This is a genomic window from Escherichia sp. S10b (assembly GCF_028421345.1).
In the GTDB taxonomy this organism is placed as follows: Bacteria; Pseudomonadota; Gammaproteobacteria; order Enterobacterales; family Enterobacteriaceae; genus ECMA0423.
Genome location: NZ_JAHZSO010000169.1, coordinates 1 through 20,500, shown reverse-complemented (window position 1 = coordinate 20,500; position 20,500 = coordinate 1). Strand labels below are relative to the sequence as shown.

Annotated in this window: 23 protein-coding genes and 1 other annotated feature; of the genes, 11 read left to right on the top strand and 12 right to left on the bottom strand. The window is 50.5% G+C overall.

What is annotated here, in order from left to right:
- Positions 1 to 63: 63 nt before the first annotated feature.
- Complete coding sequence (gene ompW / locus FTE26_RS18155) at positions 64 to 702, top strand: outer membrane protein OmpW (RefSeq protein ID WP_000737226.1); 639 nt, start codon at positions 64 to 66, stop codon at positions 700 to 702.
- 59 nt (positions 703 to 761) lie between these two features.
- Here the strand turns inward: ompW and FTE26_RS18150 are convergent, their stop codons facing one another.
- From FTE26_RS18150 to trpL, 9 genes are all read right to left on the bottom strand, one after another.
- Positions 762 to 1,268, bottom strand: a complete 507-nt coding sequence (locus tag FTE26_RS18150; protein WP_001079509.1) for a ferritin-like domain-containing protein — start codon at positions 1,266 to 1,268, stop codon at positions 762 to 764.
- A 45-nt stretch (positions 1,269 to 1,313) separates the two neighbouring features.
- Positions 1,314 to 1,814, bottom strand: coding sequence for a YciE/YciF ferroxidase family protein (locus tag FTE26_RS18145; RefSeq protein WP_001056491.1), 501 nt, complete (start codon positions 1,812 to 1,814; stop codon positions 1,314 to 1,316).
- An 85-nt stretch (positions 1,815 to 1,899) separates the two neighbouring features.
- Positions 1,900 to 2,079 (bottom strand): general stress protein, encoded by a 180-nt coding sequence (locus FTE26_RS18140; protein WP_000807651.1) that lies wholly within the window; start codon positions 2,077 to 2,079, stop codon positions 1,900 to 1,902.
- Positions 2,080 to 2,459: 380 nt separating this feature from the next.
- Complete coding sequence (trpA, locus tag FTE26_RS18135; RefSeq protein WP_000443067.1) at positions 2,460 to 3,266, bottom strand: tryptophan synthase subunit alpha; 807 nt, start codon at positions 3,264 to 3,266, stop codon at positions 2,460 to 2,462.
- Positions 3,266 to 4,459: a tryptophan synthase subunit beta gene (gene trpB / locus FTE26_RS18130; protein ID WP_000209520.1), complete on the bottom strand. Its 1,194-nt coding sequence runs from the start codon at positions 4,457 to 4,459 to the stop codon at positions 3,266 to 3,268. The genes trpA and trpB overlap by 1 nt, the downstream gene beginning before the upstream one ends.
- An 11-nt stretch (positions 4,460 to 4,470) precedes the next feature.
- Complete coding sequence (gene trpCF / locus FTE26_RS18125; protein WP_000983909.1) at positions 4,471 to 5,832, bottom strand: bifunctional indole-3-glycerol-phosphate synthase TrpC/phosphoribosylanthranilate isomerase TrpF; 1,362 nt, start codon at positions 5,830 to 5,832, stop codon at positions 4,471 to 4,473.
- Positions 5,833 to 7,428, bottom strand: a complete 1,596-nt coding sequence (gene trpD / locus FTE26_RS18120; protein WP_000763511.1) for a bifunctional anthranilate synthase glutamate amidotransferase component TrpG/anthranilate phosphoribosyltransferase TrpD — start codon at positions 7,426 to 7,428, stop codon at positions 5,833 to 5,835.
- The gene (gene trpE, locus FTE26_RS18115; protein ID WP_001194590.1) at positions 7,428 to 8,990 is read right to left on the bottom strand and encodes an anthranilate synthase component I; all 1,563 of its coding nucleotides are present in this window, start codon (positions 8,988 to 8,990) and stop codon (positions 7,428 to 7,430) included. The genes trpD and trpE overlap by 1 nt, the downstream gene beginning before the upstream one ends.
- Before the next feature lie 21 nt (positions 8,991 to 9,011).
- Positions 9,012 to 9,105 (bottom strand) — a sequence feature (Trp leader region).
- Positions 9,082 to 9,126 carry a trp operon leader peptide gene (gene trpL / locus FTE26_RS18110; protein WP_001700591.1) on the bottom strand — a complete coding sequence of 15 codons (45 nt, stop codon included), beginning with the start codon at positions 9,124 to 9,126 and terminating at the stop codon, positions 9,082 to 9,084. It overlaps the preceding feature by 24 nt.
- Before the next feature lie 137 nt (positions 9,127 to 9,263).
- Between trpL and rnm the strand changes: the two genes are divergently transcribed.
- The 3 genes from rnm to rluB all read left to right on the top strand — a co-directional run bounded on the left by rnm (position 9,264) and on the right by rluB (position 11,735).
- Positions 9,264 to 10,145: an RNase RNM gene (gene rnm, locus FTE26_RS18105; protein ID WP_001285661.1), complete on the top strand. Its 882-nt coding sequence runs from the start codon at positions 9,264 to 9,266 to the stop codon at positions 10,143 to 10,145.
- A complete protein-coding gene (locus FTE26_RS18100; protein WP_001295575.1) occupies positions 10,142 to 10,762 on the top strand; it encodes an L-threonylcarbamoyladenylate synthase in 621 nt (206 codons plus the stop codon). Before rnm ends, FTE26_RS18100 begins: the two co-directional genes overlap by 4 nt.
- Positions 10,763 to 10,862: 100 nt before the next feature.
- Positions 10,863 to 11,735: a 23S rRNA pseudouridine(2605) synthase RluB gene (rluB, locus tag FTE26_RS18095; protein WP_001291216.1), complete on the top strand. Its 873-nt coding sequence runs from the start codon at positions 10,863 to 10,865 to the stop codon at positions 11,733 to 11,735.
- 39 nt (positions 11,736 to 11,774) lie between these two features.
- Here the strand turns inward: rluB and cobO are convergent, their stop codons facing one another.
- Both cobO and FTE26_RS18085 read right to left on the bottom strand, forming a co-directional pair.
- The gene (gene cobO, locus FTE26_RS18090) at positions 11,775 to 12,365 is read right to left on the bottom strand and encodes a cob(I)yrinic acid a,c-diamide adenosyltransferase (protein ID WP_001278904.1); all 591 of its coding nucleotides are present in this window, start codon (positions 12,363 to 12,365) and stop codon (positions 11,775 to 11,777) included.
- Positions 12,362 to 13,120 carry a YciK family oxidoreductase gene (locus FTE26_RS18085; protein ID WP_000559283.1) on the bottom strand — a complete coding sequence of 253 codons (759 nt, stop codon included), beginning with the start codon at positions 13,118 to 13,120 and terminating at the stop codon, positions 12,362 to 12,364. Before FTE26_RS18085 ends, cobO begins: the two co-directional genes overlap by 4 nt.
- Positions 13,121 to 13,339: 219 nt before the next feature.
- Here FTE26_RS18085 and sohB point away from each other — a divergent pair, with 219 nt between their 5' ends.
- Positions 13,340 to 14,404 (top strand): protease SohB, encoded by a 1,065-nt coding sequence (sohB, locus tag FTE26_RS18080; protein WP_000422038.1) that lies wholly within the window; start codon positions 13,340 to 13,342, stop codon positions 14,402 to 14,404.
- Between the two features lie 35 nt (positions 14,405 to 14,439).
- On the opposite strand, the gene FTE26_RS18075 is transcribed toward sohB, so the two are convergent.
- Positions 14,440 to 14,691: a YciN family protein gene (locus FTE26_RS18075; protein WP_001031530.1), complete on the bottom strand. Its 252-nt coding sequence runs from the start codon at positions 14,689 to 14,691 to the stop codon at positions 14,440 to 14,442.
- Positions 14,692 to 15,070: 379 nt separating this feature from the next.
- Between FTE26_RS18075 and topA the strand changes: the two genes are divergently transcribed.
- The 6 genes from topA to FTE26_RS18045 form a co-directional block, all read left to right on the top strand.
- Entirely contained in the window at positions 15,071 to 17,668 is a 2,598-nt protein-coding gene (gene topA / locus FTE26_RS18070) for a type I DNA topoisomerase (protein WP_001297122.1), read from the top strand.
- A gap of 209 nt (positions 17,669 to 17,877) precedes the next feature.
- A complete protein-coding gene (gene cysB, locus FTE26_RS18065) occupies positions 17,878 to 18,852 on the top strand; it encodes an HTH-type transcriptional regulator CysB (RefSeq protein WP_000776253.1) in 975 nt (324 codons plus the stop codon).
- A gap of 318 nt (positions 18,853 to 19,170) precedes the next feature.
- Positions 19,171 to 19,311 carry a YmiA family putative membrane protein gene (locus FTE26_RS18060; RefSeq protein ID WP_001300896.1) on the top strand — a complete coding sequence of 47 codons (141 nt, stop codon included), beginning with the start codon at positions 19,171 to 19,173 and terminating at the stop codon, positions 19,309 to 19,311.
- Positions 19,312 to 19,313: 2 nt separating this feature from the next.
- Positions 19,314 to 19,481, top strand: coding sequence for a protein YciX (gene yciX, locus FTE26_RS18055; RefSeq protein WP_001297116.1), 168 nt, complete (start codon positions 19,314 to 19,316; stop codon positions 19,479 to 19,481).
- A gap of 113 nt (positions 19,482 to 19,594) precedes the next feature.
- The gene (gene ymiC, locus FTE26_RS18050; RefSeq protein ID WP_001310756.1) at positions 19,595 to 19,690 is read left to right on the top strand and encodes a small membrane protein YmiC; all 96 of its coding nucleotides are present in this window, start codon (positions 19,595 to 19,597) and stop codon (positions 19,688 to 19,690) included.
- Positions 19,691 to 19,853: 163 nt separating this feature from the next.
- On the top strand, positions 19,854 to 20,500 hold a 647-nt coding region (locus FTE26_RS18045; protein WP_238909816.1), incomplete at its 3' end, for an aconitase family protein.

Here is a 20,500-nt window from a genome sequence, read left to right as displayed (position 1 = left end):
TCATTTGTTACTCCAATGTAGGTATATTCGTCACGTTTTTATAACCATAACGACGGAGCGGATATGAAAAAGTTAACAGTGGCGGCTTTGGCAGTAACAACTCTTCTTTCTGGCAGTGCCTTTGCGCATGAAGCAGGCGAATTTTTTATGCGTGCAGGTTCTGCAACCGTACGTCCAACAGAAGGTGCTGGTGGTACGTTAGGAAGTCTGGGTGGATTCAGCGTGACCAATAACACTCAACTGGGCTTGACGTTTACTTATATGGCGACCGACAACATTGGTGTGGAATTACTGGCAGCGACGCCGTTCCGCCATAAAATCGGCACCCGGGCGACCGGCGATATTGCAACCGTTCACCATCTGCCGCCAACACTGATGGCGCAGTGGTATTTTGGTGATGCCAGCAGCAAATTCCGTCCTTACGTTGGGGCCGGTATTAACTACACCACCTTCTTTGATAATGGATTTAACGATCATGGCAAAGAGGCGGGGCTTTCCGATCTCAGTCTGAAAGATTCCTGGGGAGCTGCCGGGCAGGTGGGGGTTGATTATCTGATTAACCGTGACTGGTTGGTTAACATGTCAGTGTGGTACATGGATATCGATACCACCGCCAATTATAAGCTAGGCGGTGCACAGCAACACGATAGCGTACGCCTCGATCCGTGGGTGTTTATGTTCTCAGCAGGATATCGTTTTTAATTCCGCACAAAAACGACCCCGTAATATACGGGGTCAATAAGGACATGGTATAAAGGGTATTATTTCTTCGCTTCTACGCCATCAGTTTCAGAACGAATTAAAAATTTCTCAGTTGTTTGCGGAATATGCTGAATCAGCCAGTCGGCCATTTGCTTTTCCTCATTTAAAATCGCTTCGATGATCGGAATTGAGACTGTATCACCGGCATTTTTTGCTGCTGCTAATAGTGAGGTGTAACAGGCGATTTCAAATTGCTCGAAGACATATCCGCTAATAGAGCCTTTAACTATTTCATCAGAAGGGAATATACCACCGATTGACTGCCCAAGCGCAGCCATTTTACTCATGGAATCTTTAATGACTGAACGTGAAATGTCATTACGATCAAGAATAGTTTCCAGTTGAACAATCTGGTTTTTGGTTTCACTAAGATGTTGTTCAATACGAGCGCGTAGTTCAGGATAATTATCTATACGGCTGGCCATGGATTCAAGCATAGATTCGGCTTGCTTTTCCATTGCGTGGGCGTCACGTAACCAGTCATGATAATGTTCAATACGATTCATGAAAATGTCCTCTTTATAAAATGACTAAAAGTTAAAATTCATATTTCAGGCTTTATTTTCGGCTTTCTTATTTACGTTATTAAGGGCCAGATCAGTCAGTTTGATGTCGGTGGCCTTTTCTTCTTCCAGGGTCTCTTTCAGAAGCTTCGCTGCTTTACGATAACCTAATTGTTCAGCCAGCGTCGCTAATGTCCCGTAACTGGCAATCTCATAATGCTCGACTTTCTGTGCTGCGGCAATCAGTGCGGCATCACGCACTTCGTTTTTCTCGGTACTTTCGATGACCTCATTAGCTTCTTCAATAAGACCTTCCATTGCCACACATTTCATGCGCTTAATTTTCAGATTCGATTCTGATTCCACAACTTGATCAATACGTTCAATCTGTCCATGTGTTTCCTCGAGGTGCGCATGAAAAGCCTGACTTAATTTTTCGTTTGATGTTGCTCTTGCGAGTTTTGCCAGTGCCCGGGTTAATTGTTTTTCTGCGCTGTAGGTATCTGAAAGCAGGTGAATAAATACATCTTCAATGGTCTTCATATTCATATTTTTCTCCAGTGAAATCACTGCGAGCCATACGGCCCGCAGATGCAATTATCTTTATCAGCTGATATTAATAATTAACGGTGAATCAGGATTTGCCTGATTTATTACCACCGCTTTGTTGACCGCCTTTTTTACCCGCTTCAGATGCGCGTTGCGGATCATTTTTAAAATTACCGCCGCTATGCTGACCGCCTTTACGGCCTGCGTCGGATGCCTTCTCACGGTCTTCGGCGAAATTTCCTGAACCACCACGATGTTCGGCCATGTTATTTCTTCCGTTGCGTTGCATTGTTTCATTAATATGAGTGTTGTGTGTCGACACTCATTAAAATTAGTCGCTAATGAGAATTAGTCAAATTAAGCGCAACGAGAAGATAGAGGGAAAATATATTTTGAGGAACATTCTGGATATATTAACAATTACCTGAGGAATAAGTGACTTAGAGAAAATTATTGATTTTACTGGTGTTATGTTGCGGGATTAATTTGTTTGATTATATTACTGTTGGGCGGAAAAATGACGTAAGTTGACGTTCGACCGGGGTAAGCGAAACGGTAAAAAGATAAATATTAAATGAATTTAGGATTTTTCCGGCTTCATTAAAGAAAGTTAAAATGCCGCCAGCGGAACTGGCGGCTGTGGGATTAACTGCGCGTCGCCGCTTTCATCGGTTGTACAAAAACTTTCAGTGCCGCCAGCATTTTCTCTGGCTCATTAATATGTTGCTCGATGATTTTAACAATGGCCGAACCAGAAATCGCGCCCGCAGCTCCTGCATCAATCGCTGCTTTTACCTGATCCGGGGCGGAAATACCAAATCCCTGCAATGGAGGTGCAGCGTTGTACTCTTTCAGCTTCGCAACCAGATGATTGAGGGGTAACGCGGCGCGGTTTTCTGCGCCGGTCACGCCTGCTCGTGACAGCAAATAGGTGTAACCACGACCGTAAGAGGCTATCTGGCGCAGCAGGTCGTCATCGGCATTTGGCGGGCAGATGAAGATAGGTGCGACATTATGACGCAACGCGGCCTGGCGGAAGGGCGCGGACTCTTCAACTGGCACATCGGCAACCAGCACCGAATCGACGCCGACTTTTTCGCACTGGGCATAAAACTCATCAATGCCTTTGTTAAACACCAGATTGGCATACATCAACAGGCCAATGGGAATGGTCGGGTGTTTCTGGCGAATCAGTGCCAGCATTTCAAAACATTGTGCCGGAGTCACACCTGCCGCAAAGGCGCGCAGAGTGGCGTTTTGAATCGTCGGGCCATCCGCCAGTGGGTCGGAGAAGGGGATACCTAACTCCAGCGCGTCAGCACCGGCTTCAATTAGCGTATCGATAATTTTCAATGACTGCTCAATGCCCGGATCACCGAGCGTGACGAAAGGAACGAATGCGCCTTCTTTGCGCTCCTTCAACTGGGCAAACAGAGATTCGTAGCGTTCCATCAGATTTCCCCTCGTGCTTTCAAAATATCGTGAACGGTGAAGATGTCTTTATCGCCGCGACCGGAAAGGTTAACCACCAGTAGCTGCTCTTTATCCGGGTTTTCGCGCATCATTTTCAACGCATGGGCCAGGGCGTGGGAGGATTCCAGCGCCGGGATGATCCCTTCGTGCAGGCACAGCGTTTTGAAGGCTTCAAGGGCTTCATCATCGGTAATAGACACGTAATCAGCGCGTCCAGTGCTGTTAAGATACGCGTGTTGTGGGCCGACAGACGGGAAATCCAGTCCGGCGGAGATGGAGTAAGATTCTTCAATCTGCCCGTCTTCGGTTTGCATCATCGGCGCTTTCATACCGAAATAGATGCCCACGCGACCATGTTTTAACGGTGCGCCGTGCTCGCCAGTTTCGATACCGTGACCACCTGGCTCCACACCAATCAGGCCGACGTTGGTTTCATTGATGAAATCAGCAAACATGCCGATGGCATTCGAACCGCCGCCAACACAGGCGATAACGGCATCCGGCAGGCGACCTTCTCTTTCCAGAATCTGCGCTTTGGTTTCTTCGCCAATCATCCGCTGAAACTCACGCACAATGGTCGGATAAGGATGCGGGCCAGCTGCGGTGCCCAGCATATAGTGCGCGGTTTCGTAACTACCGGACCAGTCGCGCAGCGCCTCGTTACAGGCATCTTTCAGCGTCGCGGAACCGCTATGCACCGGGATCACTTCCGCACCCATTAAGCGCATACGAAAAACGTTAGGCGACTGGCGTTCTACGTCTTTGGCACCCATATAAATACGGCATTTCAGGCCGAGCAGGGCGCTGGCAAGGGCCGACGCCACGCCATGCTGACCGGCACCGGTTTCGGCGATGATTTCGGTTTTACCCATCCGCTTCGCCAGTAAAGCCTGACCGAGCACCTGGTTAGTTTTATGCGCGCCGCCGTGCAGCAAATCTTCACGCTTGAGATACAGAGTGGTGTTCGTCCCGGCTGTAATGTTCTGGCATTTGGTCAGCGCGGTTGGACGCCCGGCATAGTTTTTCAGCAGGTCGTTGAACTGAGCCTGAAATTCAGGATCTTTTTGCGCACTGACAAAAGCTTCTTCCAGCTGGCGCAGAGCAGGCATCAGGATTTGTGGCACGTACATGCCGCCAAACTCACCAAAATAGGGGTTAAGTAATGTTGTCATTGTTCCTTTCCTTAATATGCGCGCAGCGTCTGGAAAACCGAGGCCAAAAGACGTGCGTCTTTGATGCCCGGTTGCGACTCTACAGCAGAATTAAAATCAAGTCCGGTGCAGCCGGTTTGTGCCGCTTCCACGCAGTTATCTGCGCCTAAGCCCCCCGCCAGCAGAACGTTGCCAAGCGATTGACCATTTAATAGTGACCAGTCGAAACGTTGCCCGCTTCCACCCTGGCCGTTGTCTAAAACATATTTATCAACGTGCTGAAGCTCGCGGGCGGGCAGGGTTTCACCGACGCTTAATGCTTTCCAGATGGCAACGTGTGCTGGCAGAGCTTCACGCAGCGTATCGATATACAGCTGATCTTCATTACCATGCAGTTGCACTGCCGCCAGCGATAACACCTTAGCTTTGTCCACCACATCGGCAATATCGTGATTGCGGAACACGCCAACATACTGCAACGGTGCCGCAGCCATCACTTCCTGCGCCTGTTCAACGTTGACGCAACGCGGTGATGTCGCAACAAAAATCAACCCACCGTAAATCGCGCCCGCGTCATAAGCTGCTTTAGCATCTTGCCCACGCGTCAGGCCACATACTTTATTCTCACCCAGCAACACCCGGCGCACGGCGGCGTGCAAATCGTCATGGGCCATCAACGCCGAACCAATCAGAAAACCGTTAGCGAAGTGGCTTAACTCGCGCACCTGAGCGTAAGTATTGATGCCGGATTCGCTGATTACCGTTACGTTGTGCCCCAGTTTCGGCGCAAGCTCGCGGGTACGGTTGAGATCAATCGACAAATCCCGCAGATCGCGGTTGTTGATGCCAACGACCTTTGCCCCCAATGCAATGGCACGCTCCAGTTCCTCTTCATTACTGACTTCGGTCAGCACACCCATCTCCAGACTGTGGGCGACGGCGGCAAGCTGGCGATATTGTTCGTCATCCAGTACTGAAAGCATTAATAAGCAGGCATCAGCCTGGTAATAGCGCGCCAGATAGATCTGGTAAGGATCGATAATGAAGTCTTTACATAAAATCGGCTGCGGGGCGATTTGGCTGACGATGGGGAGGAAATCAAAGCTCCCCTGAAAATATTTCTCATCAGTCAGCACCGAAATTGCCGAAGCGTAATGTTTATAAATGGCGGCAATGCGTGCTGGATCGAAATCATCACGGATCACGCCTTTTGACGGCGACGCTTTCTTGCACTCCAGAATAAACGCCGTGCGCGCACCCTGTAGCGCATCATAAAAATGTCGCGTGCTCGGCTGAACCTCATTCTGAAAACTGGCCAGCGGTTGCTGCTGTTTGCGGGTTTCTACCCAAATCGCCTTGTCTGCGACGATTTTCGCTAAAACGGTTTGCATCATTTACCCTCGTGCCGCCAGCGCGGTAACTCTGTCGTAAGCGGAACCACTGCGCAGTACCTCAAGAACGGTTTGCGCATTGGCTTGCAGATCTTCATGGCCATGCAGGCGCATTAACATGGCGACGTTCGCAGCGACGGCTGCTTCATGGGCGGCGTCGCCTTTACCTTGTAACAAACGTGTTAAAATGTCACGGTTTTCTTCCGGTGTTCCGCCTGCCAGTTGCTCCTGGTGGTAGGGTGTCAGGCCAAAATCTTCAGCGGTCAATTGATAGCTCTTAATTTCGCCGTCATGCAGCTCGGCAACGATTGTCGGCGCGTGTAATGAAACTTCATCCATCCCGCCGCTGTGCACCACCGCCGCGCGTTGATACCCCAGCACGCGCAAGGTTTCGGCAATCGGCAGCACCAGTTCCGGACTATAAACACCAATTAACGCCAGCGGCGGATGCGCCGGGTTAATCAATGGCCCCAGCACATTGAACAGGGTGCGGGTTTTTAGTTGCTGGCGAACCGGCATTGCATGGCGAAATCCGGTGTGATATTTCGGTGCAAAGAGGAAACATACGCCTAACTCATCCAGCGCCTGGCGCGATTTATCGGCGTTCATATCAAGATTAATACCGAACGCCGCCAGCAGATCGGACGAACCAGATTTACTGGAGACGCTACGGTTGCCGTGTTTCGCCACTTTCAGCCCACAGGCCGCGGCGACAAACGCACTGGCGGTAGAAATATTGATACTGTTGCTGCCGTCACCGCCAGTACCGACGATATCAGCAAACAGATAATCCGGGCGCGGGAACGGCGCTGCGTTTTCCAGTAGCGCGGTTGCTGCCCCGGCGATCTCGTTCGGGTGCTCACCGCGAATTTTCATGCTCACCAGCGCCGCCGCCAGTTGTTCCGGCTTCAGCTCGCCACGCACCACCGCTGAAAACAGCTGGTGGCTTTCTTGTTGGCTAAGCGTCTGCGCCTGATACAGTTTTTCCAGAATCGGTTGCAGCGTGTTGGCTGGCTCTAGTTTCTGCTGCGCCCAGGCCAGCGTTTGTTCCAGCAGGCGAGCGCCCTGGGTGGTGAGAATGGATTCCGGATGGAACTGGAATCCACAAACGCGATCCGCATCGTGACGTACTGCCATCACCATGCCATTAAAATGGGCGTTGATGGTTAAACCGGCCGGAATGTTACTGCCAACCAGCGAGTGATAACGCGCCACCGGCAGCGGGTTTGTTAATCCGGCAAACATCGCCTGACCGTCATGTTCAATGCTCGACGCTTTACCGTGAAGAATTTCGCCCGCCTGACCGACATAGCCCCCGTAAGCTTCGACAATTGCCTGATGTCCGAGGCAAATGCCAATAATGGGCAGCTTGCCACGCAAGCGGGTGAGGAGTTCCGGCATACAACCGGCTTCGCTCGGCACACCGGGGCCAGGAGAAAGCATCAGTACCGGATTGCTCATGGTCGCCAGGCGTTCAATTAAGGTCTGCGCCGGAATATGGTTGCGGTAAATCACCACGTTATGCCCATTGCTGCGCAACTGATCTGCCAGGTTGTACGTAAAAGAGTCGATATTATCGAGCAGCAGTATGTCAGCCATCAGAAAGTCTCCTGTGCATGATGCGCGGTGGCAATAGCGCGCAGTACAGCGCGGGCTTTATTACGGGTTTCGTCGGCTTCCGACTGCGGAATAGAATCAAGGACTACGCCAGCACCGGCTTGCACGGTGGCGATACCGTTTTCCACCAGCGCCGAGCGGATCACAATGCAGGTGTCGAGATCGCCGTGCGCGGTGAAATAACCTACCGCGCCGCCGTAGCTGCCGCGGCGACGACCTTCCGCCTCGGCAATTAACTGCATGGCGCGCACTTTCGGCGCACCGCTTAACGTCCCCATATTCATACAGGCGCGGTAAGCGTGTAGGGCGTCGAGATCGTGGCGCAGCTCACCGACCACGCGGGAGACCAGGTGCATCACGTAAGAGTAACGGTCAACTTTGGTGAGGTCGGCGACGTAGCGGCTGCCGGGGGTGCAAATGCGTGCCAGATCATTACGGGCAAGATCCACCAGCATCAGATGTTCAGAAAGCTCTTTATGATCGGTACGCATTTCCAGTTCGATGCGGCTGTCGAGGTCTCTGTCCAGCGAGCCATCGGCACGACGACCGCGTGGACGTGTTCCGGCAATCGGGTAGATCTCAATCTGGCGGCTGGTGGCGTCATACTTGAGCGAACTTTCCGGCGACGCGCCAAACAGGGTGAAATCATTATCCTGCATAAAAAACATGTACGGGCTGGGATTACTCTTTTTCAGCACGTAATAGGCCGCCAGCGGTGACGGGCAGGGCAGAGAGAAACGGCGAGATGGCACCACCTGGAAAATTTCTCCAGCGCGAATCGCTTTTTGCAACAAACGCACTACGCCACCGAACTCTTCATCGCTCTGATTACATTCACAACGCATATGCGGCACGGAAACCACCGGCAGCGGCGGCGCGGCTTCGGTCAGTTGCTGACGTAGTTCGTTCAGGCGAGCAGTGAGACGTTGTTTTTCTTCTTCATTCGGAGCAAACAGGCTGGCCTGAATACGGGTGCTTTTTTTCTGATGGTCAATCACCATCAGAGTTTCAGCGAGATAAAAACAGAAATCAGGGCAGTTATTTTCCGCTGACAGTTGCGGTAAATCTTCAAATCCCGCCACAAGGTCATAAGAGAACAGGCCGCCGAAGAACATTGCTTCTCGTTCTTCCTTCGGTACATTCAACAGATTCTGCAATAAACGGAAAGCGTCAAAAACCGAAAGGGAGCATAAGCGAGCGTCTTCATCCAGCAGTGGACTGACAGGGGGGAAGCGCAGCACACGGCAGTTTGGTAATTGTTCATTTTCCACACCCGCAGGCAGGGCGTTATCCAGTAGTGTCAGCAGGGCTTCGCCGTTGCCGGAAAGTGCCTGGATTGTGACAGTGTCACCTAAAGCTGTAATGCGCAGCGCACTGTCTACCAGCAGCAGGCTTTTTAAATCATCTTTGCTGTCGATATCTGCGGATTCCAGCAGCAGCGTTGCCGGACGATCCCCACACAACTGGTGAAAAAGCGCGGTGGGATTGTCGCGATAAGCGCCTTCGCAGGTTAGCAGTTCGAGAGTCGGTTTTTGTGTTTGCATTGTTATTCTCTAATTTTGTTCAAAAAAAAGCCCGCTCATTAGGCGGGCTGGGTATCTGATTGCTTTACGCATGGTGAATACACTGCCCGTTTCAGGAAGTGCGCCACCAACCTTTCAGTACGAAAATTGCTTTCATTGTCGATACCCTTTTTACGTGAACTTGCGTACTAGTTAACTAGTTCGATGATTAATTGTCAACAGCTCATTTCAGAATATTTGCCAGAACCGTTATGATGTCGGCGCAAAAAACATTATCCAGAACGGGAGTGCGCCTTGAGCGACACGAATTACGCAGTGATTTACGACCTGCACAGCCATACCACAGCTTCCGATGGCTGCCTGACGCCAGAAGCATTGGTGCACCGTGCAGTCGAGATGCGCGTCGGCACCCTGGCGATCACCGACCATGACACCACAGCTGCAATCGCGCCAGCAAGAGAGGAAATTTCACGTTCGGGACTGGCGCTGAATCTTATTCCCGGCGTGGAAATTTCCACGGTCTGGGAAAATCATGAAATTCATATTGTCGGGCTGAATATTGATATTACTCATCCGCTAATGTGTGAGTTCCTCGCGCAGCAGACAGAACGGCGCAATCAGCGGGCGCAGCTGATTGCCGAAAGACTTGAAAAAGCGCAAATACCTGGGGCGCTGGAAGGCGCACAACGACTGGCGCAGGGCGGCGCAGTGACGCGCGGTCATTTTGCGCGTTTCCTTGTTGAGTGCGGCAAAGCCAGTTCAATGGCGGATGTCTTTAAAAAGTATCTGGCGCGCGGGAAAACCGGATACGTTCCGCCACAGTGGTGTACAATAGAACAAGCTATTGATGTCATTCATCATTCTGGCGGTAAGGCGGTGCTAGCTCATCCTGGGCGGTACAATCTTAGTGCTAAATGGCTGAAAAGATTGGTTGCGCATTTTGCCGAACACCACGGTGACGCGATGGAAGTCGCGCAGTGCCAGCAATCGCCCAATGAACGTACCCAGCTGGCGGCCCTTGCGCGTCAGCATCATTTATGGGCATCACAAGGATCTGATTTTCATCAGCCATGCCCGTGGATCGAACTGGGTCGTAAACTCTGGCTGCCCGCAGGCGTTGAAGGCGTCTGGCAGCTATGGGAACAGCCGCAGAACACCACAGAGAGGGAATTATGAGCCAGTTTTTTTATATTCATCCTGATAACCCACAGCAACGTCTGATCAACCAGGCGGTGGAGATCGTGCGTAAAGGCGGGGTGATTGTTTATCCAACTGATTCCGGCTATGCGCTCGGCTGTAAAATTGAAGATAAAAACGCGATGGAGCGTATTTGTCGTATTCGCCAGCTGCCGGACGGTCACAACTTTACCCTGATGTGTCGCGATCTTTCTGAACTCTCGACCTATTCATTTGTTGATAACGTTGCGTTTCGTTTAATGAAAAACAACACGCCGGGCAACTATACCTTCATCTTGAAGGGGACGAAGGAAGTGCCACGCCGTCTGTTGCAGGAAAAACGCAAAACCATCGGTATGCGTGTGCCTTCTAACCCGATTGCGCAGGCGTTGCTTGAAGCACTGGGCGAACCGATGCTTTCCACTTCGCTAATGCTGCCAGGCAGCGAATTTACCGAATCCGATCCCGAAGAAATTAAAGACCGTCTGGAAAAACAGGTGGATTTGATTATCCACGGCGGCTATCTCGGACAGAAACCGACAACGGTTATTGATCTTACCGATGATACGCCGGTCGTGGTGCGTGAAGGCGTAGGTGATGTGAAGCCTTTCTTATAAGTGCGTAACTCTGTATACTACGCGGCCTTAAAATGGCGCTATACGGCGCCATTGATTCTCCTGTTCGACGCCTGTGAAGGCGACACCAAAAGGAAGCTCTATGAGCGAAAAATTACAGAAAGTGCTGGCCCGCGCTGGCCACGGCTCCCGCCGTGAAATCGAATCTATTATTGAAGCCGGTCGTGTGAGTGTTGATGGCAAAATTGCTAAACTCGGCGATCGCGTTGAAGTTACCCCTGGGCTGAAAATTCGTATCGATGGTCATCTGATTTCGGTACGTGAGTCCGCTGAACAAATTTGTCGCGTTCTGGCCTATTACAAACCGGAAGGTGAGTTGTGTACCCGTAACGATCCGGAAGGGCGTCCGACGGTGTTTGACCGTCTGCCAAAGCTGCGTGGCGCACGCTGGATTGCCGTAGGTCGTCTGGACGTTAACACCTGTGGTCTGCTGCTGTTCACCACCGATGGTGAACTGGCAAACCGTTTAATGCATCCAAGCCGTGAAGTTGAACGTGAATACGCCGTGCGTGTATTTGGTCAGGTTGACGACGCGAAACTGCGTGATTTGAGTCGTGGCGTGCAACTGGAAGATGGTCCGGCAGCTTTTAAAACCATCAAGTTCAGCGGCGGCGAAGGGATCAACCAGTGGTACAACGTGACTCTGACCGAAGGCCGTAACCGTGAAGTTCGTCGTCTGTGGGAAGCGGTTGGTGTGCAGGTGAGCCGCCTGATCCGTGTTCGTTACGGTGATATCCCACTGCCAAAAGGTCTGCCACGCGGTGGCTGGACGGAGCTGGACCTCGCCCAGACTAACTATCTGCGCGAACTGGTGGAGCTTCCGCCAGAAACCAGCTCTAAAGTCGCTGTAGAAAAAGACCGTCGTCGCATGAAGGCTAATCAGATTCGTCGTGCGGTGAAACGTCACAGTCAGGTGAGCGGCGGTCGTCGTTCTGGCGGGCGTAATAACGGTTAATCAAAGTATGCCGGACGTCATATCCGGCATTTTTACAGATTAATAATCAATCCCTATTTGCGCCTTAACACCGGCATCAAACGCATGTTTGATGGGGCGCAGCTCACTTACCGTATCCGCCAGTTCAAGAATATCCCGATGACAGCCTCGACCCGTGATAATCACCGTCTGTTGATGTGGACGTTCATTTAACGCCTGCACCACTTCTTCCAGTGGCAAATAGTCATACGCCACCATATACGTCAGTTCATCAAGCAAAACCATATCCAGTGAGGAATCAGCAAGCATCCGCTTTGCATGTTGCCAGACTTCGCGGCAGGCGGCGGTATCAGACTCGCGGTTTTGTGTATCCCAGGTAAAGCCCGTTGCCATCACCTGAAACTCAACGCCATGTGGCTCCAGCAGATTGCGTTCGCCATTAGGCCAGGTGCCTTTAATAAACTGCACGACGCCCACTTTTTTTCCGTGACCAACTGCGCGTGTTGCCGTACCAAATGCCGCGGTGGTTTTGCCTTTTCCATTGCCGGTAAAGACGATGATAATACCGCGTTCATCCTGGGCCTGGGCCACACGAGCATCTACTTTTTCTTTCACTCGCTGCTGACGCTGTTGGTAGCGTTCATCACTCATTGGGAAATTCCTGGTTTACGGCCCGGTTGGGCGTCAAAGGTCATGCCGGTTTTACGGCGGCTGTCATCGCCCATCAGCCAGAGGTAGAGCGGCATGATATCAGCGGGTGTTTTAAGTTTCTGTGGATCTTCGGTCGGGAAGGCGCTTGCGCGCATTGCGGTGCGCGTACCGCCTGGGTTAATGCAGTTGACGCGCAGGCGCTGCTGATATTCATCGGCCAGTACCTGCATCATCCCTTCGGTGGCAAATTTCGACGCTGCATATGCACCCCAGTTAGCTCGTCCCTGACGTCCAACGCTTGATGAAGTAAAGACCAGTGAACCGGCGTCCGATTTGAGTAATAAAGGAAGCAGTGCCTGGGTGAGCATAAAGGTGGCATTAACGTTGACCTGCATGACGTCCTGCCAGACCTGCGGATTTTGTTCGCTCATTGGGCAAATATCGCCGAGCAATCCGGCATTATGCAAAACACCATCCAGACGCGGATAATTAACGACAATGCGCTGTGCCAGTTGTTGGCAATCTTCGGACGTGCAGGTCAGCAAATCGAGAATAAACCACTGTGGCTGACGTCCAGTTTCTTCGTTTATGTGGCTGGCTACCTGACGTAATTTTTCTTCATTACGGCCCAACAGAATCACTGTCGCACCATAGCGTGCATACGTCATCGCGGCTTCACGGCCAATCCCATCGCTGGCTCCCGTCACCAGGATAATGCGATCATTGAGTAAATCTTGTTTTGGCTGGTAATGCATGGCTACTCCTCAACGACGTTGTCTGTCGCGCTGCCAGTGTACTTTATGACTTTGGGGCTTTATGCCTGAAACAGAAGGGCATTTCAATCAGCCTGGGGCGATAACACCGCAAAATGGATACTTTGTCATACTTTCGCTGCAATAACATCTCTGCGAGACGGCTTAACATGCCTGTTGTAAACTGTGAGCCAAAGCGTTGTTTAACCAAGGTGGGGACTCGTGGAATTGTTGTCTGAATATGGTTTGTTTTTGGCGAAAATCGTTACCGTTGTGCTAGCGATTGCGGCGATTGCCGCCATTATTGTCAATGTTGCTCAACGTAATAAACGCCAGCGTGGCGAGTTACGGGTCAACAATCTCAGCGAACAGTATAAGGAGATGAAAGAAGAACTGGCCGCGGCGCTGATGGACTCACATCAGCAAAAACAGTGGCACAAAGCGCAGAAGAAAAAGCACAAGCAAGAAGCGAAAGCAGCAAAAGCGAAAGCAGCAAAAGCGAAAGCCAAACTGGGCGAGGTGGCAACTGACAGTAAACCTCGCGTCTGGGTGCTGGATTTTAAAGGCAGCATGGACGCCCATGAAGTGAACTCGCTACGTGAAGAGATAACGGCTGTACTCGCAGCATTCAAACCGCAGGATCAGGTTGTGCTACGTCTGGAAAGCCCTGGTGGCATGGTGCATGGTTACGGGTTGGCGGCTTCGCAGCTGCAGCGTCTGCGTGATAAAAACATTCCTTTAACTGTTACGGTAGACAAAGTCGCTGCCAGCGGCGGTTACATGATGGCCTGTGTGGCGGACAAAATTGTTTCCGCACCGTTTGCTATTGTGGGTTCCATTGGGGTGGTGGCGCAAATGCCCAACTTTAACCGCTTCCTGAAAAGCAAAGATATTGATATCGAACTGCACACTGCCGGGCAGTATAAGCGTACTCTGACGTTGCTGGGTGAAAATACCGAAGAAGGGCGGGAGAAATTCCGCGAAGAGTTGAACGAAACGCATCAGTTGTTTAAAGATTTTGTGAAGCGTATGCGTCCGTCTCTGGATATTGAACAGGTGGCAACGGGTGAACACTGGTACGGACAACAGGCGGTAGAGAAAGGCCTGGTTGATGAAATCAACACCAGTGATGAAGTTATTCTTAGCCTGATGGAAGGCCGTGAAGTGGTTAATGTACGCTATATGCAGCGTAAACGACTCATTGACCGATTCACCGGCAGCGCGGCAGAGAGCGCCGATCGATTGTTGCTACGCTGGTGGCAGCGGGGTCAAAAGCCATTGATGTAAAAGACAAACGCGAGGCTAAGACCTCGCGTTTTGCTTTAATCAACCAGATGATATTTTTCTGAAAGCACATGGGCCAGGTGTTTGAACATATTAAACACCGCGGTGCTTTTGGCTGTTGGCAATCCTTGTTCATCTAAAAAGTAGTCGCCGGTAAATACCAGCACGCCATTACGCTGCGTGACGCCGGTGGCTTCAATCCCTGCGAGCGTATCCTCATGCTCACGAATGATTTTGTTGGCCTCTTTCAACAGCGTTTCGCGGTCGATGGGTTGTGTCTCTTTGTTCATTATTTACTCCTTAAACAAGGACATTAGTCTACGCCAGGCATGGCTTGCAGACAAATATACCACGCTGGTGGCAAGAGCGCCTTACTGGCAACTTTGGATTTTGCATGCTAATAAAGTTGCGTATCGGATTTTATCAGGTACAGTGTGACGCTTTCGTCAATCTGGCAATAGATTTGCTTGACATTCGACCAAAATTCCGTCGTGCTATAGCGCCTGTAGGCCAAGACCTGTTAACTCAGTCACCTGAATTTTCGTGAACAGAGTCACGACAAGGGGTTGATATCCGCAGAGAACGAGTCCATATCGGTAACTCGTTGCCAGTGGAAGGTTTATCAACGTGCGACGCATTCCTGGAAGAATCAAATTAGGTAAGGTGAATATGGGTAAAGCTCTTGTCATCGTTGAGTCCCCGGCAAAAGCCAAAACGATCAACAAGTATCTGGGTAGTGACTACGTGGTGAAATCCAGCGTCGGTCACATCCGCGATTTGCCGACCAGTGGCTCAGCTGCCAAAAAGAGTGCCGACTCTACCTCCACCAAGACGGCTAAAAAGCCTAAAAAGGATGAACGTGGCGCTCTCGTCAACCGTATGGGGGTTGACCCGTGGCACAATTGGGAGGCGCACTATGAAGTGTTGCCTGGTAAAGAGAAGGTCGTCTCTGAACTGAAACAACTGGCTGAAAAAGCCGACCACATCTATCTCGCAACCGACCTTGACCGCGAAGGGGAAGCCATTGCATGGCACCTGCGGGAAGTGATTGGGGGTGATGATGCGCGCTATAGCCGAGTGGTGTTTAACGAAATTACTAAAAACGCGATCCGCCAGGCATTTAATAAACCGGGTGAGCTGAATATTGATCGTGTTAATGCCCAGCAGGCGCGTCGCTTTATGGACCGCGTGGTGGGGTATATGGTTTCGCCGCTGCTATGGAAAAAGATCGCTCGTGGTCTGTCTGCCGGTCGTGTGCAGTCGGTGGCGGTTCGCCTGGTGGTCGAGCGTGAGCGTGAAATTAAAGCGTTCGTGCCGGAAGAGTTCTGGGAAGTCGATGCCAGCACGACCACGCCATCTGGTGAAGCGTTGGCGTTACAGGTGACTCATCAGAACGACAAACCGTTCCGTCCGGTCAACAAAGAACAAACTCAGGCTGCGGTAAGTCTGCTGGAAAAAGCGCGCTACAGCGTGCTGGAACGTGAAGACAAACCGACAACCAGTAAACCTGGCGCTCCTTTTATTACCTCTACGCTGCAACAAGCTGCCAGCACCCGTCTTGGATTTGGCGTGAAAAAAACCATGATGATGGCGCAGCGTTTGTATGAAGCAGGCTATATCACTTACATGCGTACCGACTCCACTAACCTGAGTCAGGACGCGGTAAATATGGTTCGCGGTTATATCAGCGATAATTTTGGTAAGAAATATCTGCCGGAAAGTCCGAATCAGTACGCCAGCAAAGAAAACTCACAGGAAGCGCACGAAGCGATTCGTCCTTCTGACGTCAATGTGATGGCGGAATCGCTGAAGGATATGGAAGCAGATGCGCAGAAACTGTACCAGTTAATCTGGCGTCAGTTCGTAGCCTGCCAGATGACCCCAGCGAAATATGACTCCACGACGCTGACCGTTGGTGCGGGCGATTTCCGCCTGAAAGCACGCGGTCGTATTTTGCGTTTTGATGGCTGGACAAAAGTGATGCCTGCGTTGCGTAAAGGCGATGAAGATCGCATCTTACCAGCAGTTAATAAAGGCGATGCTCTGACGCTCGTTGAACTTACACCAGCCCAGCACTTTACCAAGCCGCCAGCCCGTTTCAGTGAAGCATCGCTGGTTAAAGAGCTGGAAAAACGCGGTATCGGTCGTCCGTCTACCTATGCGTCGATCATTTCGACCATTCAAGATCGTGGCTACGTGCGAGTAGAAAATCGTCGTTTCTATGCGGAAAAAATGGGCGAAATCGTCACCGATCGCCTTGAAGAAAATTTCCGCGAGTTAATGAACTACGACTTCACCGCACAGATGGAAAACAGCCTCGACCAGGTGGCAAATCACGAAGCAGAGTGGAAAGCTGTACTGGATCACTTCTTCTCGGATTTCACCCAGCAGTTAGATAAAGCTGAAAAAGATCCGGAAGAGGGTGGTATGCGCCCGAACCAGATGGTTCTGACCAGCATTGACTGCCCGACTTGTGGTCGCAAAATGGGGATTCGCACAGCGAGCACCGGGGTATTCCTTGGCTGTTCTGGTTATGCGCTGCCGCCGAAAGAGCGTTGCAAAACCACCATTAACCTGGTGCCGGAAAACGAAGTGCTGAACGTACTGGAAGGCGAAGACGCTGAAACCAACGCGCTGCGCGCAAAACGTCGTTGCCCGAAATGCGGCACGGCGATGGACAGCTATCTCATCGATCCGAAACGTAAGTTGCATGTCTGTGGTAATAACCCAACCTGCGACGGTTACGAGATCGAAGAGGGCGAATTCCGCATTAAAGGTTATGACGGCCCGATCGTTGAGTGTGAAAAATGTGGCTCTGAAATGCACCTGAAAATGGGGCGTTTCGGTAAATACATGGCCTGCACCAACGAAGAGTGTAAAAACACACGTAAGATTTTACGTAACGGCGAAGTGGCACCACCGAAAGAAGATCCGGTGCCATTACCTGAGCTGCCGTGCGAAAAATCAGATGCTTATTTCGTGCTGCGTGACGGTGCTGCCGGTGTGTTCCTGGCTGCCAACACTTTCCCGAAATCGCGTGAAACGCGTGCGCCACTGGTGGAAGAGCTTTATCGCTTCCGCGACCGTCTGCCGGAAAAACTGCGTTATCTGGCCGATGCGCCACAGCAGGATCCGGAAGGTAATAAGACCATGGTTCGCTTTAGCCGTAAAACCAAACAGCAATATGTCTCTTCGGAAAAAGACGGAAAGGCGACTGGCTGGTCAGCATTTTATGTTGATGGCAAATGGGTTGAAGGAAAAAAATAACCTTTAATTCTGTCAGGTTTTTATAAACAAAGGGTCGCGAAAGCGGCCCTTTTTTATTGCATATTATTTTTTCTTCACACCTATACACTAAGGCTATAAATGATATAGTGGTTATAGTTAGCACCTTTTTTATTATTAAATCGTATTAGTCACCCGCCAGGTGTGACGAAAAAACGATGTTCTGATGGCGTCTAAGTGGATGGTTTAACATGAAATTACAACAACTTCGCTATATTGTTGAGGTGGTCAATCATAACCTGAATGTCTCATCAACAGCGGAAGGACTTTACACATCACAACCCGGGATCAGTAAACAAGTCAGAATGCTGGAAGACGAGCTAGGCATTCAAATTTTTTCCCGAAGCGGCAAGCACCTGACGCAGGTAACGCCAGCAGGACAAGAAATAATTCGTATCGCTCGCGAAGTCCTGTCGAAAGTCGATGCCATAAAATCGGTTGCCGGAGAGCACACCTGGCCGGATAAAGGCTCGCTGTATATCGCCACCACGCATACCCAGGCACGCTACGCATTACCAAACGTCATCAAAGGCTTTATTGAGCGTTATCCTCGCGTTTCTTTGCATATGCACCAGGGCTCGCCGACACAAATTGCTGATGCCGTCTCTAAAGGCAATGCCGATTTCGCTATCGCCACAGAAGCGCTGCATCTGTATGAAGATTTAGTGATGTTACCGTGCTACCACTGGAATCGGGCTATTGTAGTCACTCCGGATCACCCGCTGGCAGGCAAAAAAGCCATTACCATTGAAGAACTGGCGCAATATCCGTTGGTGACATATACCTTCGGCTTTACCGGACGTTCAGAACTGGATACTGCCTTTAACCGCGCAGGGTTAACGCCGCGTATCGTTTTCACGGCAACGGATGCTGACGTCATTAAAACTTACGTCCGGTTAGGGCTGGGGGTAGGGGTCATTGCCAGCATGGCGGTGGATCCGGTCGCCGATCCCGACCTTGTGCGCGTTGATGCTCACGATATCTTCAGCCACAGTACAACCAAAATTGGTTTTCGCCGTAGTACTTTTTTGCGCAGTTATATGTATGATTTCATTCAGCGTTTTGCACCGCATTTAACGCGTGATGTCGTTGATGCGGCTGTCGCATTGCGCTCCAATGAAGAAATTGAGGTCATGTTTAAAGATATAAAACTGCCGGAAAAATAATTTCTTGCGTTATTTTCGGCACCTTTTATGTAGCGAAGGTGCCGGAATATATTCTCTTTTGTTACTTATTTGTATACCGTGCACAATATTTTTATCCCTCATATTTATAGGGTAAATTACCTGTAAAGTAGTGTCTAATTACCCGCCTCGCAAATTCCAGTTTTCAAATATCTATTTCAGGTCAAAAGATTGAATTATTCACTGGAGACGATTCGTAAATTCGCTGGATTTTTGACTAAAGTTTCTTTAGGATTTGTCTCATCGTATAATTAATTACACCAATCGTTCAACGTCTTGCTGATAAGTGATGGCGATTATATGAGGTTAGCAATGCCTTCTGGAAATCAGGAACCCCGCCGCGATCCTGAATTAAAACGTAAAGCCTGGCTGGCGGTTTTTCTTGGTTCTGCACTTTTCTGGGTGGTTGTCGCACTGCTGATTTGGAAAGTGTGGGGATAACTATGGTCGGTCAGGAGCAACTGGAGTCGTCACCATTATGCCAGCATAGTGACAATGAAACAGAAACGAAACGGGAATGTTCCGTCGTTATTCCAGACGACTGGCAACTAACATCGCAGCAGCAAGCCTTTATAGAACTGTTTGCTGAAGATGATCAGCCGAAACAATAATTATCATCATTCTTATTACCCATTTTTAATGAATTACAGGGCTTTTAATACACCGCAGCAATAACAGGTTGAGTTATCTCAACACAAAGTAATAACCGTTAAGGGTGTAGCCTATGATCAACACAAATATGAAATATTGGTCCTGGATGGGCGCATTTTCTCTGTCGATGCTCTTCTGGGCCGAACTCCTCTGGATCATTACTCACTGATCCCTGACCCCGCTGCGGCGGGGTTGTCATTTGCTTTGCCACAAGGTTTCTCCTCTTTTATCAATTTGGGTTGTTATCAAATCGTTACGCGATGTTTGTGTTATCTTTAATATTCACCCTGAAGAGAATCAGGGCTTCGCAACCCTGTCATTAAGGAGGAGCTATGTCGTCAACCCTACGAGAAGCCAGTAAGGACACGTTGCAGGCCAAAGATAAAACTTACCACTACTACAGCCTGCCGCTTGCTGCTAAATCACTGGGCGATATCACCCGTCTACCCAAGTCACTCAAAGTTTTGCTCGAAAACCTGCTGCGCTGGCAGGATGGTAACTCGGTTACCGAAGAGGATATCCACGCGCTGGCAGGATGGCTGAAAAATGCCCATGCTGACCGTGAAATTGCCTACCGCCCGGCAAGGGTGCTGATGCAGGACTTTACCGGCGTACCTGCCGTTGTTGATCTGGCGGCAATGCGCGAAGCGGTTAAACGCCTCGGCGGCGATACTGCAAAGGTTAACCCGCTCTCACCGGTCGACCTGGTCATTGACCACTCGGTGACCGTCGATCGTTTTGGTGATGATGAGGCATTTGAAGAAAACGTACGCCTGGAAATGGAGCGCAACCACGAACGTTATGTGTTCCTGAAATGGGGAAAGCAAGCGTTCAGTCGGTTTAGCGTCGTGCCGCCAGGCACAGGCATTTGCCATCAGGTTAACCTCGAATATCTCGGCAAAGCAGTGTGGAGTGAATTGCAGGACGGTGAATGGATTGCTTATCCGGATACACTCGTTGGTACTGACTCGCACACCAC